The sequence below is a fragment of the Variovorax sp. OV329 genome (assembly GCF_900114785.1).
GTDB lineage: Bacteria > Pseudomonadota > Gammaproteobacteria > Burkholderiales > Burkholderiaceae_C > Variovorax.
Genome location: NZ_FOUG01000026.1, coordinates 20,004 through 34,644 on the forward strand (window position 1 = coordinate 20,004; position 14,641 = coordinate 34,644).

The 14,641-nt window shown below is 66.9% G+C and carries 11 protein-coding genes; 6 read left to right on the forward strand and 5 right to left on the reverse strand.

Features of this window, described 5'->3' with window-relative positions; all coding sequences use genetic code 11:
* Positions 1–29: 29 nt before the first annotated feature.
* Positions 30–860 carry an SDR family NAD(P)-dependent oxidoreductase gene (locus BM345_RS27535; protein ID WP_093386462.1) on the forward strand — a complete coding sequence of 277 codons (831 nt, stop codon included), beginning with the start codon at positions 30–32 and terminating at the stop codon, positions 858–860.
* Positions 861–898: 38 nt separating this feature from the next.
* A complete protein-coding gene (locus BM345_RS27540; protein ID WP_093386464.1) occupies positions 899–2,596 on the forward strand; it encodes an AMP-binding protein in 1,698 nt (565 codons plus the stop codon).
* A gap of 5 nt (positions 2,597–2,601) precedes the next feature.
* On the opposite strand, the gene BM345_RS27545 is transcribed toward BM345_RS27540, so the two are convergent.
* The 5 genes from BM345_RS27545 to BM345_RS27565 all read right to left on the reverse strand — a co-directional run bounded on the left by BM345_RS27545 (position 2,602) and on the right by BM345_RS27565 (position 9,542).
* Positions 2,602–5,328 (reverse strand): winged helix-turn-helix domain-containing protein, encoded by a 2,727-nt coding sequence (locus tag BM345_RS27545; RefSeq protein WP_093386467.1) that lies wholly within the window; start codon positions 5,326–5,328, stop codon positions 2,602–2,604.
* Positions 5,329–5,656: 328 nt separating this feature from the next.
* A complete protein-coding gene (locus tag BM345_RS27550) occupies positions 5,657–6,589 on the reverse strand; it encodes an electron transfer flavoprotein subunit alpha/FixB family protein (RefSeq protein ID WP_093386469.1) in 933 nt (310 codons plus the stop codon).
* Between the two features lie 21 nt (positions 6,590–6,610).
* Positions 6,611–7,360, reverse strand: coding sequence for an electron transfer flavoprotein subunit beta/FixA family protein (locus BM345_RS27555; RefSeq protein WP_093386472.1), 750 nt, complete (start codon positions 7,358–7,360; stop codon positions 6,611–6,613).
* Positions 7,357–8,427: a CaiB/BaiF CoA transferase family protein gene (locus BM345_RS27560; RefSeq protein ID WP_093386474.1), complete on the reverse strand. Its 1,071-nt coding sequence runs from the start codon at positions 8,425–8,427 to the stop codon at positions 7,357–7,359. The genes BM345_RS27555 and BM345_RS27560 overlap by 4 nt, the downstream gene beginning before the upstream one ends.
* On the reverse strand, positions 8,424–9,542 hold the full coding sequence (locus tag BM345_RS27565) for an acyl-CoA dehydrogenase family protein (RefSeq protein ID WP_093386477.1): 1,119 nt from the start codon (positions 9,540–9,542) through the stop codon (positions 8,424–8,426). The genes BM345_RS27560 and BM345_RS27565 overlap by 4 nt, the downstream gene beginning before the upstream one ends.
* A 207-nt stretch (positions 9,543–9,749) precedes the next feature.
* Here BM345_RS27565 and BM345_RS27570 point away from each other — a divergent pair, with 207 nt between their 5' ends.
* The 4 genes from BM345_RS27570 (at position 9,750) to BM345_RS27585 (ending at position 14,608) form a co-directional block, all read left to right on the forward strand.
* Positions 9,750–10,850, forward strand: a complete 1,101-nt coding sequence (locus BM345_RS27570) for an acyl-CoA dehydrogenase family protein (RefSeq protein WP_093386480.1) — start codon at positions 9,750–9,752, stop codon at positions 10,848–10,850.
* Positions 10,851–10,955: 105 nt separating this feature from the next.
* A complete protein-coding gene (locus BM345_RS27575) occupies positions 10,956–12,224 on the forward strand; it encodes a porin (protein ID WP_093386482.1) in 1,269 nt (422 codons plus the stop codon).
* Between the two features lie 118 nt (positions 12,225–12,342).
* Positions 12,343–12,855, forward strand: coding sequence for a GNAT family N-acetyltransferase (locus BM345_RS27580; protein ID WP_175545174.1), 513 nt, complete (start codon positions 12,343–12,345; stop codon positions 12,853–12,855).
* Between the two features lie 76 nt (positions 12,856–12,931).
* Complete coding sequence (locus BM345_RS27585; protein ID WP_254790030.1) at positions 12,932–14,608, forward strand: hypothetical protein; 1,677 nt, start codon at positions 12,932–12,934, stop codon at positions 14,606–14,608.
* The last annotated feature ends 33 nt before the right edge of the window (positions 14,609–14,641 follow it).

Sequence of the window (14,641 nt, forward strand, 5' to 3'; positions counted from 1 at the left end):
CCCAACACATTGAGCAAGAGACACCTCAAATGAACAGAAAACTCGAAGGCAAGGTCGCCATCATCACCGGCTCGGGCCGCGGCATCGGCCGCGGCGTGGCCCTGAAGCTCGCCAGTGAAGGCGCGCGCATCGTCATCAACGACCTCGACGCCGGACCGGCCGAGGAAGTGGTGGCCGAGATCAAGCAGGCTGGCGGCGAGGCGGTGGCCTGCGTCGGCAACGTGACCGCTGCCGACTTCGGCGACCGCGTCGTCAAGACCGCGCTGGACAGCTTCGGCGGGCTCGACATCATCGTGAACAACGCCGGCTACACCTGGGACAACGTCATCCAGAAGATGAGCGACGAGCAGTGGGATGCCATCCTCGATTGCCACCTGAAGGCGCCCTTCCGCGTGCTGCGCGCCGCCCAGCCGCACTTCCGCGAAGCCAGCAAGGCCGAGGCCGAAGCGGGCAAGGAAGTGTTCCGCAAGGTGGTCAACATCTCGTCGACCTCGGGCACCGGCGGCACCGCGGGCCAGGTCAACTACTCGTCGGCCAAGTCCGGCGTGATGGGCATGACCAAGGCGCTGGCCAAGGAATGGGGCCGCATGAAGGTCAACGTCAACTGCGTCGCCTTCGGTGCGGTCGAGACTCGCCTGACGCAAGCCGTCACCCAGGAAACGACCGTGAATGTCGACGGTCGCGACGTCCGCGTGGGCATTCCCGCAGACAAGATCGCACTCGCCGCCAAGGAAATTCCGCTCGGCCGCATGGGCACCGTCGAGGAAGCGGCCGGCGCGGTCTACATCCTGTGCCTGCCCGAGTCGAACTACGTGACGGGCCAGACGCTGATCTGCGGTGGTGGCCGCGGCGGCTTCTGATCTGCCATACGCAACGGCAGCTGACTCAAGGATTCCCCATGCCACAGTTGACTAGGCACCACGCCCATTGGCCCGCCGGCGTTCCGCACACCCTGGACGTGCCCGAGCGCAACATCTTCGACCACCTGCCGCAGCGGGCGGAGCTCCACCCGGAGCGCACGGCCATCGACTATTACGGGCGCCACACCACCTACCGCACGCTGCACGATGGCGCCGTGGCGCTGGCCGGCTACCTGCAGCAGCACCTGGAGGTTCGCCGCGGCGACCGGGTGCTGCTAGTCATGCAGCCCTGCCCGCAGTTTGTGATGGCCTATTACGCCATCCTGCGCTGCGATGCAGCGGTGGTGGCGCTCAGCCCGATGAGCACCGATGCCGAGTTGCGCTACTACGCCAGCGACTCCGGCGCGCGGGTGGCCGTCACCATGCAGGACTTCCTGCCCCGCCTTCAGCCGCTGCTGGACGACGGTGCCCTCGAAGGCGTGGTGGTCGGTGCCTATAGCGAGCTGGCCGGCCGACCGCAAGACGTCCCCTTCATGACGATCCCCGACTTCGTGCTGGCGCCGCGCGAGCCGGGCAACCATCCGCTGGTGCACGACTTCATGGGTGCGCTGGCGGCCGACATCGCACCCCTGCCCTCCAGCGCGCGCGGCGCGGATCTCGCCGTGATCGCCTACACCTCGGGCACCACCGGCAAGGCCAAGGGCGCCATGATGTCGCACCGGGCCTTCGTGCAGACGCTCAATCAGCGCATCGCGTGGATGGGCTTTGGCGAGGACGACACCGAGCTGACCTGCATGCCCCTGAACCACATGGGCGGCATGGCGATGATGAACGTGCTGCTCGCGGGCGGACGCACCCAGGTGCAGCTCTCGCGCTGGGACGCCGGTGCCGCCGTCGAGCTGCTCGAGCGGCGCCGCGTGCGCGTCTGGGGCGGCGTGACGCCGATGATCGTGGAGGTGCTCGCCCACCTGGCCGAGAAGCCGCGCGACCTGTCCTCCCTGCGCTACGTCCTGGGGGGGGCGACGCCCATCCCGCAAGCCGTCGCCGACGAGATCAAGCAGCGCTTCGGCCTGACGCTGATCGAGAGCTATGGCATGACGGAAACCTGCAGCGCCTCGCACGTCAATCCGCCCCACGCGCCGCGGCGCCAGTGCGCGGGCGTTCCGTGGATTGACAGCGATGCGCGCGTGATCGACCCGGTGAGCGGTGCCGAACTCGGCCCCCGCGAGCATGGCGAGATCATCCTTCACACGAAAACGCTGTTCGACGGCTACTGGAACATGCCGCACGCCACCGCCGAAGCCTTCATCGAGATCGACGGAAAGCGGTTCCTGCGCAGCGGCGACATCGGCTACCACGACGAGGACGGCTACTTCTACGTGGTCGACCGGCTCAAGCGGATGATCAACGCCTCGGGGCTCAAGGTCTGGCCCAGTGAAGTCGAATCGTGGATGTACGGCCACCCTGCCGTGCAGGAGGCGTGCGTCATTGCCGCTGCCGACTCGCGCCGCGGCGAGACCGTCAAGGCCTTCGTCGTCCTGCGGCCCGAGGCGCGCGCGACGGTGACGCCCGAGCAGCTGATCGAGTGGGCCCGCGACACCATGGCGGCCTACAAGGCGCCACGGCTGGTGGAGATCGTGGACAGCCTGCCCAAGACGCCCACCGGCAAGGTGCTTTGGCGCGTGCTGCAGCAGGCGCAGAACGAGCAGGATCAGGCGCTCGCGCGAACCGCCTGAAGCGTTCAGCCCGCGGGCGATGCCGCCTTGCGGGCCTGCACCTCGCGCATGCGCGCAACCGCTTCGTCGCGGCTGCTCACGCCGAGCTTCGTGAAGATGTTCTTCAGGTGCCACTTGATGGTCTGCGTCGACAGGCCGAGCGCGCGGGCAATCTTCTTGTTGGGCAGGGCCTGGGCCAGCAGTTCCAGGATCTCGACCTCCCGCTCCTTCAGCGGCTCGGCGCCCTCGGTCGCCGCGACCGTAGCGGGCGCCAGGATCGCAGCGCTTGCCGCATCGAGGAGCTGGCGCACGTAGAACGCGCGCACCGGATCGAAGTCGTCCTCGCGCAACAGCGCGGCAATCAGGTCCGCGAACTCGGGGGCGGCGTCGAGCAGGCGCCGTACCAGACCGAGCCGGCGTCCGACTACCAGCGCTTCGACCAGGTCCGCGCGTGCGCGCTCGGTCTTCCCCAGCCGCCAGTTCGCATAGGCCCGCTTCAGACTGTTCTGTGCGATGGCGCGTGCTCGGCCGGCCTTCTCGGCGCGCCCGAGCATCGCATCCAGCGTGCCGAGCGCAGCATGGAAGTCGCCCAGCTGCAAGGCCAAGGCCACGCGCGCGCTCGCGGCGCACCATTCGATCTCGCTCTGTATGGGCGGAGGCGTGTCCGCGTACTCTGCCGCCAGTGCCTCGAGGCGGGCCACCCCGGCCTTTGCGGCGTCGGACTTTCCCTGCTGCAGATTCCAGCCGGTCCGCAGGCGCAGCGCATGGGCGTGCAGGCGGTCCAGGCCGCGCACGTCGGCAAAGTCTTCCAGGCGGTCCAACGCATCGAAGGCTTCCAGCCGTCGGCCTTGCTGCCAGTGCGCCATGGCCAGCACCACGTAGGCACGCAGCACCGCATCGGGAATGGTGACGCGTTCGATCAGCTCGATGCGGGATTCCAGCAAGCGGCAGGCAGCTTCAACCTCTCCCAGTTCGTACAGCACGTCGCCAAGGAGTGCTGCAGCCGTGCAGGCCACGCCGGCAAAGGCCGGTCCGCCATGCGCGGCCTCGTCGTAGACCTCGCGCAGTACCCGCTCGGCCTCGACGACCCTGCCCTCCATCATGTGGCTCAGGGCCCCCAGGCTGCGCGCAATCAGCACCTGGCGGGCGCTGCCGGCTGCGCCGGCGGCCAGGACGTCGCGGGCCTGCTCGAAGCGGCCCAGGTGGATGTACGCCCAGCCCTGGATCGTGCTGCTGCCCGCCAGCGCAAGATCGTCCGCCCCATCGGGAACGCGCCCCATGGCGGGCAGCATGGCCTGCAGGGCCGCGGTGTCGTCCAGGTGCAGAGCCAGGCAGGCGCGCAGCAGCAGGAGTTCGTAGCTTTGCAATTGGTCCAGCAGCAGCTCACCGGCCTGACTGTCGGCATCGATCTGCGCGATGGTCTGCGACAGCGGACGCAGGTCGCGCGCGAACACCTGAAGGTTGGCTTGCGCAAGGCGCAGGCTGCCGCGCATGCGCAGCTCTTGCGACGGTATCTGGCGCAAAAGAACAGACAGGCGGCCCAGCTCGCCGCAGGCGAGCAGCTCGCGCACCACGGCCTCCACCATGTCCGCCGCCGCCTTCGCCTCGTTCACCCGCAGCGCGTGTCGGACCGCTTCGTCGACCGGCCCGTTCTCCTCGAACCAGTGCCAGGCCAGGGCATGCAGCGCGCGTACCTCCTCGGCCGGTTCGCGCGCCAGGCGCGCGAGTAGAACCTCGCGCAGCAGCGGATGGAGCCGATACCAAGCTTCGCGGTCGCGTCCCTCGATGCGGACGATGAAGAAGTTGTCGCTGTCCAATTGCGTGAGCCGCGCCATCAGCCGGGGCACGGCGTGGGGCTGCACCAGCAGCGCCGCGCACAGGGGAGCACAGAAGCGCTGGCACACCGCCATGCGCGTGAGCAGGTGCAGGTCTTCCGGCGTGAGCTGGTCCAGCACCTCGCGTTCGCAGTAGGCGGCAAAGGCCCGTGGGTTCGACAAGGGCACCGGCGAGCGAGATGACCCGCGCTTTCCCTTCAGATCCATCGCATACAACTGCAGGCCGGCCACCCAGCCGTCCGTCATCTCATGCAGGGCGCGTGCCTCGCGCGTCTCGATCGGCCCCAGGTGCTCGCGCAGGAAGTTCTCCGATTCATCGGCAGAGAACTTTAGGTCGCGCAGGTCGAAGGTGGACAGCTGGCCCTGCGCGCGCAGCCGCGCCAGCGACAGGGGCAGCGCGCTGCGCGAGGCGAGCGCCAGATGCAATTGCGGCGGAGCATGGTCGAGCAGCCACTGAATCGTCTGGAAGATGCGCGGGTCGTCGAGCCAGTGCAGGTCGTCGAGCATCAGCATCAGCGAGCGCCGGCGCGACGCGATGGCCTGCACCAGGGAGATGACGCAGTGCTCGACGGCCGCCTCGTCCACATCGGTGTCGACCAGCAGCGAGGCCTCGCCCACCAGGTCGACGTCCACCTCCGCGATGCTGGCAAGGAGGCAGCGCAGAAAGCGCGGCAGGTCGTTGTCCTCGGGAGCGATCGACAGCCAGGCCACGTCGACATCGAAGGGCACCAGCGCCTGCAGCCATGCGACCAGCGAGCTGGTCTTGCCGCTTCCTGCAGGCGCCTGGATGACCACGCAGCGCTGGTTGCGCGCCCCGACCAGGCGCGCCAGCAACCCTTCGCGCGGCACGAGCCGCCGAGCCGCGCGAGGCGCTGTCACTTTGGTGCTGGCGATGGCGCCCGGCCACTCGAGGGTCATGTTTGGTCTCCTGGGGCGAGTATTGACCCGGAGGCGCTCGACCGGAAGACCGCAATTTCGCCGATTGAAATGAAGCAGCATGCGCCCGGGGAAAACCCTTTGGAAGACGGCCGCTGGCCGGTTAGTCCTGTCTGGACACACGCCGCAGGGATGCCGCCTCCAGCGTCACGCACCTTTCCCATGGACTGCCGTCACGCGCCGGCACCGGCGGACATGGCCACGTCGAGCCAGTCGGCGCCTGCAATGGCGAGCGCTCAGCACGTGCCTCAGCGGCCGCCCTCAGCTCCAGCAGGCATTGGCGAAGGAGTGCCATGTCCGGCCCCCTCCCTCAGATGGCGGCCGCCAGTTCAGGCACGGCCGCAAACAGATCGGCTTCCAGGCCGTAGTCGGCCACCGAGAAGATCGGTGCTTCCGGATCCTTGTTGATCGCCACGATCACCTTCGAATCCTTCATGCCGGCCAAGTGCTGGATCGCACCCGAGATGCCCGCGGCGATGTACAGCTGCGGTGCCACGATCTTGCCCGTCTGGCCCACTTGCCAGTCGTTGGGGGCGTAGCCCGCATCGACGGCGGCGCGGCTGGCACCCAGGCCGGCGCCCAGCTTGTCGGCCAGCGGGGCCATGACTTCCTGGAACTTCTCGGCGCTGCCCAGGGCACGGCCACCCGAGACGATGATCTTGGCGGCCGTCAGCTCGGGGCGCTCGCTCTTGGTGACTTCGCGGCCCACGAAGGAGGACTTGCCCGAATCGGCCACGCCCGCGGCGTTCTCGACCGAGGCGCTGCCGCCTTCCTTGGCCGCGGCATCAAAGCCGGTGGTGCGCACGGTGATCACCTTGGTGGCATCGCAGCTCTGCACCGTGGCAATCGCGTTGCCCGCGTAGATGGGGCGCTCGAAGGTGTCGGCGGAGACCACCTTGGTGATGTCGCTGATCTGCGCAACATCGAGCTTGGCGGCCACGCGCGGGGCCACGTTCTTGCCGTCGGCGGTGGCGGGGAACAGGATGTGGCTGTAGTTCGAGGCGATCGCCAGCACTTGCGCAGCGACGTTCTCGGCCAGGTTCTCGGCCAGGCTGGGGCTGTCGGCGGCGATCACCTTGGCCACGCCGGCGATCTTGGCGGCAGCGGCTGCGGCTTCGGCGGCATTGGCGCCGGCCACCAGCACGTGCACGTCACCACCGCAGGCGATGGCGGCGGTCACGGTGTTGAGGGTAGCCGGCTTGACGGTGGCGTGGTCGTGTTCGGCAATAACGAGGACGGTCATTTCTATTCTTCCTTCCCTGACTTAGATCACTTTGGCTTCGTTCTTGAGCTTGTCCACCAAGGTCGCCACGTCAGGCACCTTGATGCCGGCGCCGCGCTTGGCAGGCTCGACCACCTTAAGGGTCTTCAGGCGCGGGGCCACGTCCACGCCCAGGTCGGCGGGGGTCATGGTGTCCAGCTGCTTCTTCTTGGCCTTCATGATGTTGGGCAAGGTGACGTAGCGCGGCTCATTGAGGCGCAGGTCGGTGGTGATCACCGCGGGCAGCGTGAGAGAGATGGTCTCCAGGCCGCCGTCCACTTCGCGCGTGACGTTGACCTTGTCGCCCGCCACTTCGACCTTGGAGGCGAAGGTGCCTTGGGGCAGGTCGGCCAGGGCCGCCAGCATCTGGCCGGTCTGGTTGTTGTCGTCATCAATGGCCTGCTTGCCCAGGATGATGAGTTGGGGCTGTTCCTTGTCGATCAGGGCCTTCAGCAGCTTGGCCACCACCAGTGGCTGAAGCTCTTCGGACGTCTCCACCAGGATGCCGCGGTCCGCGCCGATGGCCATGGCGGTGCGCAGGGTCTCCTGGCACTTCGCTTCGCCGCACGAGACGGCGATGATCTCGGTGACCACGCCCTTTTCCTTCAGGCGAACCGCTTCTTCGACGGCGATCTCGTCGAAGGGGTTCATGCTCATCTTGACGTTGGCCAACTCGATGCCCGAGCCATTCGACTTGACCTGTGCCTTGACGTTTGCGTCGATGACGCGCTTGACGGCGACGAGTGCTTTCATGCTTGACTTGAATCGGTTGAGTGAGTTGCTTCTGCGTCATCCGCCAGCGGCAGGAAGCGCGGCGCGCCAGCTACTTCCAGGCCGCCACTGGCACTCAGGCTGTAGATTCCGCGTGCCACGTTGTGAGGATGTTCGGTCGCTTCCTGGATGCTCAGCACCGGCGCAAAGCAGACGTCGGTGCCTTCCAGCAGCGCGCACCAATGCGCACGCGGCTGACTGGCAATGAGCTGCTCCAACCGCCCCTTCAGCGCCGGCCAGGCCGCCTTGTCGTATTGCGATGCCGGATCCACGTCGTGCAGCCCGAGCTTTTCAAGCATCAGCGCATAGAACTTGGGCTCCAGCGCACCGATGGTGACGAAGCCGCCATCCGCGCACGCAAACACGTCGTAGAACGCAGAGTCATGAAAAGGGCTCGGCTCGGGGCTGTCGAGCTGCCCGTTGGCGCGCGCCCAGTGCGCGATGGTGCCCAACATGGCCACGATGTCGACGATGGCGGCATCCACCACGCGGCCCTGCCCGCTGGCACGGGCATCGACAAGCGCGCAGGCAATGCCAAAGACCAGGCCGAGAGCGCCGCCGGCATCGCCGACGACAGTTGGCGGCAGGATGGGGCGCTCGCCGCGGTGCGCCGACAGCGACAGCAGGCCCGTCAGCGCCACGTAGTTCAGGTCGTGTCCGGCAAGCGGCGCCAACGGGCCGCTCTGGCCCCAGCCGGTCATGCGGCCGTAAACCAGGCGCGGGTTGCGCGTGGCGCACTGCGCGGGCCCCAGGCCCAGGCGCTCCATTACGCCGGGGCGGTTGCCCTCGATCAGCACATCGGCCGCGTCGACCAGTGCCATGGCTTTTGCGTTGTCCTCGGGCCTCTTGAGGTCCAGCGGAACGATCGTCTTGCCGCGCCGCAGCGGGCTCACCAGTTCGCCGCCCAGGGTCGTGGCCACCGAGCCCCGGCGCGGCGGCGCCACCACGGTCACCTCGGCGCCCATGTCGGCCAGCATGCGGCCGGCCAGCGGCCCCGGTCCGATGCCCTCGAACTCGACGACCTTCACCCCGGTCAATGGCGGCTTCATGCTCCCAACCTCCGTGCAATGAGATCTTTCATGATCTCGCTGGTGCCGCCGTAGATGCGCTGGATGCGCGCGTCGGCGTAAAGGCGCGCAATGGGGTACTCGACCATGTAGCCGTAGCCGCCAAAGAGCTGCAGGCACTCGTCGACCACCTTGCCCTGCTGCTCCGTGCAATAAAGCTTGGCCATGTAGGCCGCCTCGGGTTCGAGCTTGCCATCGACCAGACGCTGCACGCAGTCGTTGACGAAGCTGCGCACCACGTGCGCAATGGTCGCGCATTCGGCCAGCTTGAAGCGCGTGTTCTGGAAGTCGAACACGGGCTGGCCGAAGGCCTTGCGTTGCCGCGTGTACTCGACCGTGAGCTCGACCGCCAGCTCGATGACCGCGGCCGCCGGCACGCACAGGAGCATGCGCTCATAGGGCAGCTGGCTCATGAGCTGGGCAAAGCCCTCGCCTTCCTTGCCCAGCAGGTGGTCAGCCGGCACGCGCATGCCGTCGAAGAAGAGCTCTGCCGTGTCGGAGGCGTGCTGCCCCAGCTTCTCCAGCCGGCGCCCGACTCGAAAGCCCGGCAAGTCCTCCGTCTCCACCACGATCAGCGAAACGCCGCGACTGCCGGCGTCGCCCGTGCGCACCGCCATCACAAGAAGGTTGGCCGAGAAGCCGTTGGTGATGAAGGTCTTGGCGCCGTCCACCACGTAGTGGTCGCCGTCGGGGCGTGCGCGGGTACGCAGTGCCTTCAGGTCCGAGCCGGCGCCCGGCTCGGTGAGGGCAATGCCGGCCAGCAGCTCGCCGCTTGCCAGGCGCGGCAGCCAGCGGCGCTTCTGCGCTTCGGTGCCGTAGTCGACGATGTAGTGCGCCGCCAAGTTGTGCACCGCGATGTTTCCAGGAAACTCGGCCCGGGCCAGTTCGTCCTGCACTACCAGCTGGTAGGCCATCGAGGCGCCGGCGCCGCCGTAGTCCTCGTCCAGTTCCGGCAGCAGGAAGCCCATCTCCCCGAACGGGCGCCAGGCCTCGCGCGGAATGTAGCCCTGGCGGCGCCAGCCTTCCAGCTGCGGCGACAGCTCGTTCTGGATGAAGCGACGCACCTGGTCGCGAAAAGTCTCGACGTCTTCGTCCATCCACGGATGGCGAAGCAACTGGGGTAGTCCGGTCACTTGGAAATCTCTGTACTTGGGGGGGGTAGGGCCCTATGCACGCACCTTAGCGCGCGACGCCACGCGCGTAACCCCCCCGCGGCGAGGGGGTCGATACCTTCCCCATCGTGGGGGGGCGACATCGCGGCACCGAAATTCTCCAATGCATCCCAGTCGGCAACAGGACCACGCATGCAATTCACCACACCCAGCGAAGAGCAGCGGCTCGCCGTCGAAGTCTTTCGGACCTTCGCACAGCGCGAGGTCGATCCGGTCGCCAGCAAATATCGGCACCGCGTCATGCCGTGGGCGGCGGCGCACGAGGTGCAGCAGATGGTGGCCGAGTTCGGCCTGCCCGGCGCCGCCATTCCAAAGGCGAATGGCGGGCTCGGACTGTCGTGCGCCACGCAGGGCCTGCTCTTCGAGCAGTTCATCCAGGCCGGCGGTGCAGCCCTCCCGGGCGTGCAGGACGGCATCGTGGTGGCGCGGCTGCTGCTCGCCGCGCCGCCGGCCATCCGCGAACGCTACCTGCCGGACGTGATCGCGGGCCGGAAGATCGGCGCGCTGGCCGCGATGGAGCCGGCGCAGTCCCTCGCACAGGCTCGCCTCGAAGAAGGCTACTGCCTGGTGACGGCGGATGAGATCCGCGTCGCCAACGGCATCAATTCCGACTTCGTGATCTGTCCGGCACGCACCGCGGCGGGGCCACTGGCGCTGGTGGTGCTCGACCGCGAGGCGCACCGCTACGAAGTGCGCCTGGACCCTGCGGCCGGCCGGTTCGACGCAGGCGCCACGGAAGTGTTCTCGACCCGCGCCCGTGTCGCGCCGGACCATCTGCTGGCTCACGGCGACGAAGCACAAGGGCTGCTCGCCGCCGTTCGCACGCAGCAGTGGATCCATGGCGGCCTGTCCAGCGTGGGCCTGATGCAGCTGGAGCTAGACGAGGCGATTGCCCACGCCCGGGTCCACGAGGAGTTCGGGCGACCCATGGCGGCGCATCGCCTCGTGGCGGCACGCATCGCGGAGATGGCGACACGGGTCGAGTCGGCTCGCCTCCTGTGCGAGCGCTGCCTGGCCTTGGTCGACGCCGGCAAGGACTGCGAGACCGAGGCTGGCATGGCGCGCTGGTTTGCCGCCGAGGCCGCCATCGGCTTGCAGCACCAAGCCCGGCAATTGCGTGGCGTTGACGCGCCGGAGTGGGTCATTCCCCGCCGCGCCTTCGGCGACCGCGCCATCGAGACCCAGAAGCTGGCCGCCGCACAGATGCTGACCGGCATTTCGGCCTTGAGCTAGCAAAGGAGACGCCTAGCGACCCGCACGCCCACAACGGCTGGCGCCAATGCCAGCCGCGACAAGAGAAAACTCACTCAGATTTCCTACAACAAGAGACAGCTACCCATGAACAAGACCCTTATCGCGCTGGCCGCTTTGGCCGCCATCGGCCCGGCTTGGGCGCAATCGAGCGTGACCGCTTTCGGAGTCCTCGACATCGGCGCCAGCTACTACGAAACCGTCAGCAAGTACCAGGACAACGGTGTCGCACCCTCGACGCCGAAGCCGGACCTGCGGCAGAGCCAAACGGTCTTGTCCAATGGCGGAAATGCAGGCGGGCGCTTGGGCTTTCGTGGGCAGGAAGACCTCGGCGGAGGCCTGGCCGCGAGCTTCTGGCTGGAAGCCTCGCTCTGGGGCGACATCGGAACGCTCGGCCGTAATGCCCTTTTCTTCGATAGGCGCTCGACCGTGAGCCTGAGCGGCCGCTTTGGCGAGGTGCGGCTTGGTCGTGACTACAGCCCGACCTTCTGGAACGACGGGGTCTTCGATCCCTTCGGCAATGCAGGTTCGGGCAGCAGCCTGATCGTGCAGACGATGGGCAGCGCGTTCCCGACCCTTCAGCTGAATCGGGGCTTCTACGCCCGCAAGGCCAACTCCGTGGGCTATTTCCTGCCGGCCAGCCTGGGTGGCTTCTACGGTCAGGTGATGTATGCGTTCAACGAGGTCGTCAATTCGGACGCACTGAACGATCCTGCGGTCGCGAACAACGCACGTTTAGGCCGCTATGCGGGCGGCCGCGCCGGCTACGCCAATGGCCCGTTCGACGTGGCACTGGCCTACGGCCAGAGCACGGTCGCTGACAACTACTTCTTCGGCTCGACCACGAACGTGAACACCTTCAACGCCGGTGCCTCGTACGACTTCGGTCCGGTGAAGCTCTTTGGCGAGTACTCGAAGGTCGACGTCAAGACCGACTTTGCGAACATTGCCAACTTCCCGCTGACGCCCGCGCTGAGCCCGCCGTCCGACCTGGACACCAACAACTTTCTCGTCGGCCTGACGATTCCAGTCGGAGTGGGCCAGATCAGAGCCTCGTATGCGCAGGTGAAGGGAGAGTTCTCGAACTTCACGCGCAACGGGGCGGTGCCCGCGACGACACCACCCCCGAAGGCGCAGAAGTACGCCGTCGGCTACGTGCACAACCTGTCCAAGCGCACGGCGCTGTACGCGACCTTCGCGGTGACGGAAAACGAGGACGGCGCGGCCATCTCGCCAGTCAGCGTCACCTCGGCCGACACGGGGCCGGGCTACACGAACACGCCCAACTCCTCGGCAGCCAGCTATCGGGCAGCGCGTGGCTACGGCTACGACGTAGGCATCCGGCACGCGTTCTGACCAGGGAAACGCGGCCACCATGACGAAAACGCCAAGGCAGCCGCGCAGGCTCGACGCTGTTCGAGGGACCGCCCTCGCGCCCCATCCGGTGCCGCCGCGTCAGGGCCCCGCAATCGGCATGCCGCAGGCCCTGCGCAGCATCCGGCCGGACCGGGCGACGCGCGCCTTCCTGCGCCTGCTCAACCTCGTCCAGTCGCTCGTTTCGGCCGCATGGATGAGCGCCCTGGCACACGGACGCATGCGCAGCCTGGTGGCCTTTGAAGGCGACGCGCTGGTCGGCTGCACCGCCATCGTCATCGATCCGCTGTCCTGGTCAGCGCACGTGGGCGAGCTGCGCGTGCTGGTCGATCCTTCATGGCGCGGCCGAGGCCTGGGCCGCGTGCTGGTGCAGGAGAGCTTCGCACTGGCACTGGGCTTGGGCCTCGACAAGCTCGTCGTGCGCATGACGGTGGACCAGCACGGCGCCATCGCGCTGTTCGAGGAACTGGGCTTTCGGGCCGAGGCGGTGCTGCGCAACCAGGTCAAGGACCGCGAAGGCCGGCTGCGCGACCTGGCGCTGCTCGGCCACGACATCGACGCGGTGAACGCGCGCATGCAGGTGATGGGCCTGGACCGGGCCTTGAACGCCTGACTTTTTTATATCAACGGAGACTGACTTCATGCAAAGCAACAGTAGATTTTCAATTCGCGGTGTCGCCCTTGCAGGCATGGCATTGCTGCTGGCCGCCACCGCCGCAACGGCTTCGGCGGCTTCGTCCACGCTGCCCAAGTACAACCCGTACCTCGCGCAGTCGTACAACAACCAGGGTCACTGGAACGACGCGGCCACCGACAGCACCGACATCGCCGTGCCGCGCGGCGCGTACGAAGTGGCGCCGGGCTCATTTGACATCGTCCCCAATGAATCGGCGAGCCTGCCGCACTACAGCGACAAGGTCGGCGGCAAGGAAATCTACTGGTGGTGGTCCGGCTTCTCGCTGCGCAAGCTGCGCATCGAGAACGGCAAGTTCGTCGAGATCGACCGGATGAAGATCCCGCTGACGCTGCCAGACTACAAGGAAGCCACGTCCGAGGAGCGAATGGAGCAGGCAGCCGCCGTGCAGAAGTTCCTGCAGGCCAAGGACGAGCAGGGGCTGCTCGACTACATGAAGGCGCAACCCAACCGCATGCTCACCGCGGTCGAAGACCAGGTGCGCACCGGCGCCATCTATTCCTTGTTGACGCGCGACGATACCTTCGTGGGTGCCAGCGGCCGCCGCCTGTTCACGATCGCCCAGTCCGATCCGAAAGATCCGGAGTCTCGCCTGTTGGCGCCCAAGGAAAAGGTGTTGCCCGAGGAACTGTTCGACAACGAGAAGGCCAAGCGCGGCACGCGCTACCCGGTCGATGCCATGTTCGGTGTCGGTATGACCTACAACGGCTACCTCTTGATCAATACCGTGGGCGGCAAGATCATCACGCTTGACCGCAAGACCCTGGACGTCGTCGACGTGTACACGGTCAAGGGCAGCGACGAGCTGTTCCTGAACGGATTCGCCACCGGCCAGGAGGCGGGCGGCGGAGCCGTGTACGTGGCGTCCAACACGACCATGTATCGCTTCGTGGTCGACGCCAAGGGCAAGATCCACGACGACGAGAAGAGCGGCGCGTGGCACGAGCCCTATGAGCGCGGCGCCAAGTTCACTAGCATCAAGATCGCCGACGGCACGGGTGCGACCCCGACGCTGATGGGCTTTGGACCGAAGGACGACAAGCTGGTCGTCTTCACCGATGGCGCGAACAAGATGCGCCTGGTGGCGATGTGGCGCGACACGATTCCTGCCGGCTGGAAGCAGAAGCCTGGCACGCTATCTCGGCGCATCGCCGACCAGCGGGAAGTCGACCTGGGCCCGGAGATCGACACGGTGCAATCGGAGCAATCAGTAGCCGTGCATGGTGACTATGCATTCGTGATCAACAACATCCCGACCAAGCAGGCGCCGCACCTGAGCAACCAATCGTATTTCGCGTCCATGATCAACGGCGCGACCCGACCCAGCCCACGAGGCGCCGCGATGATGAAGTGGGACTCGGCCAAGCATGAATGGAAAACTCAGTGGGCCCGCACCGACGTGGGCTCGGTGTCAATCGTGCCGATGATCAGCGGCGGCAGCCGGATGGCCATCATCGACGGCTACTTCGCGGACCGCATGAACGACCGTCATCTGATCGGCATGGACCTTGATACCGGCAAGACCGTGCTGCGGATCCGTACTGGCACCGATCCGCGCTTCAACGGCATGTTTGCGCCGATCAAGTGCGACCCGGAGGGGAACATCCTGTTTGGGATGGCGTTCGGGCTGGTGCGGATGGACACCTCGAAGATGAAGCGGCTGGACGACTGAAACCACCAGTCGCCTCGTCCCTGTGGGGGTTGG

Bases quoted from the DNA above. Each gene is read 5' to 3' on its own strand.
- BM345_RS27535 (WP_093386462.1), top strand. From the start codon at position 30: ATGAACAGAAAACTCGAAGGCAAGGTCGCCATCATCACCGGCTCGGGC.
- BM345_RS27540 (WP_093386464.1), top strand. From the start codon at position 899: ATGCCACAGTTGACTAGGCACCACGCCCATTGGCCCGCCGGCGTTCCG.
- BM345_RS27545 (WP_093386467.1), bottom strand. From the start codon at position 5,328: ATGACCCTCGAGTGGCCGGGCGCCATCGCCAGCACCAAAGTGACAGCG.
- BM345_RS27550 (WP_093386469.1), bottom strand. From the start codon at position 6,589: ATGACCGTCCTCGTTATTGCCGAACACGACCACGCCACCGTCAAGCCG.
- BM345_RS27555 (WP_093386472.1), bottom strand. From the start codon at position 7,360: ATGAAAGCACTCGTCGCCGTCAAGCGCGTCATCGACGCAAACGTCAAG.
- BM345_RS27560 (WP_093386474.1), bottom strand. From the start codon at position 8,427: ATGAAGCCGCCATTGACCGGGGTGAAGGTCGTCGAGTTCGAGGGCATC.
- BM345_RS27565 (WP_093386477.1), bottom strand. From the start codon at position 9,542: ATGGACGAAGACGTCGAGACTTTTCGCGACCAGGTGCGTCGCTTCATC.
- BM345_RS27570 (WP_093386480.1), top strand. From the start codon at position 9,750: ATGCAATTCACCACACCCAGCGAAGAGCAGCGGCTCGCCGTCGAAGTC.
- BM345_RS27575 (WP_093386482.1), top strand. From the start codon at position 10,956: ATGAACAAGACCCTTATCGCGCTGGCCGCTTTGGCCGCCATCGGCCCG.
- BM345_RS27580 (WP_175545174.1), top strand. From the start codon at position 12,343: ATGCCGCAGGCCCTGCGCAGCATCCGGCCGGACCGGGCGACGCGCGCC.
- BM345_RS27585 (WP_254790030.1), top strand. From the start codon at position 12,932: ATGGCATTGCTGCTGGCCGCCACCGCCGCAACGGCTTCGGCGGCTTCG.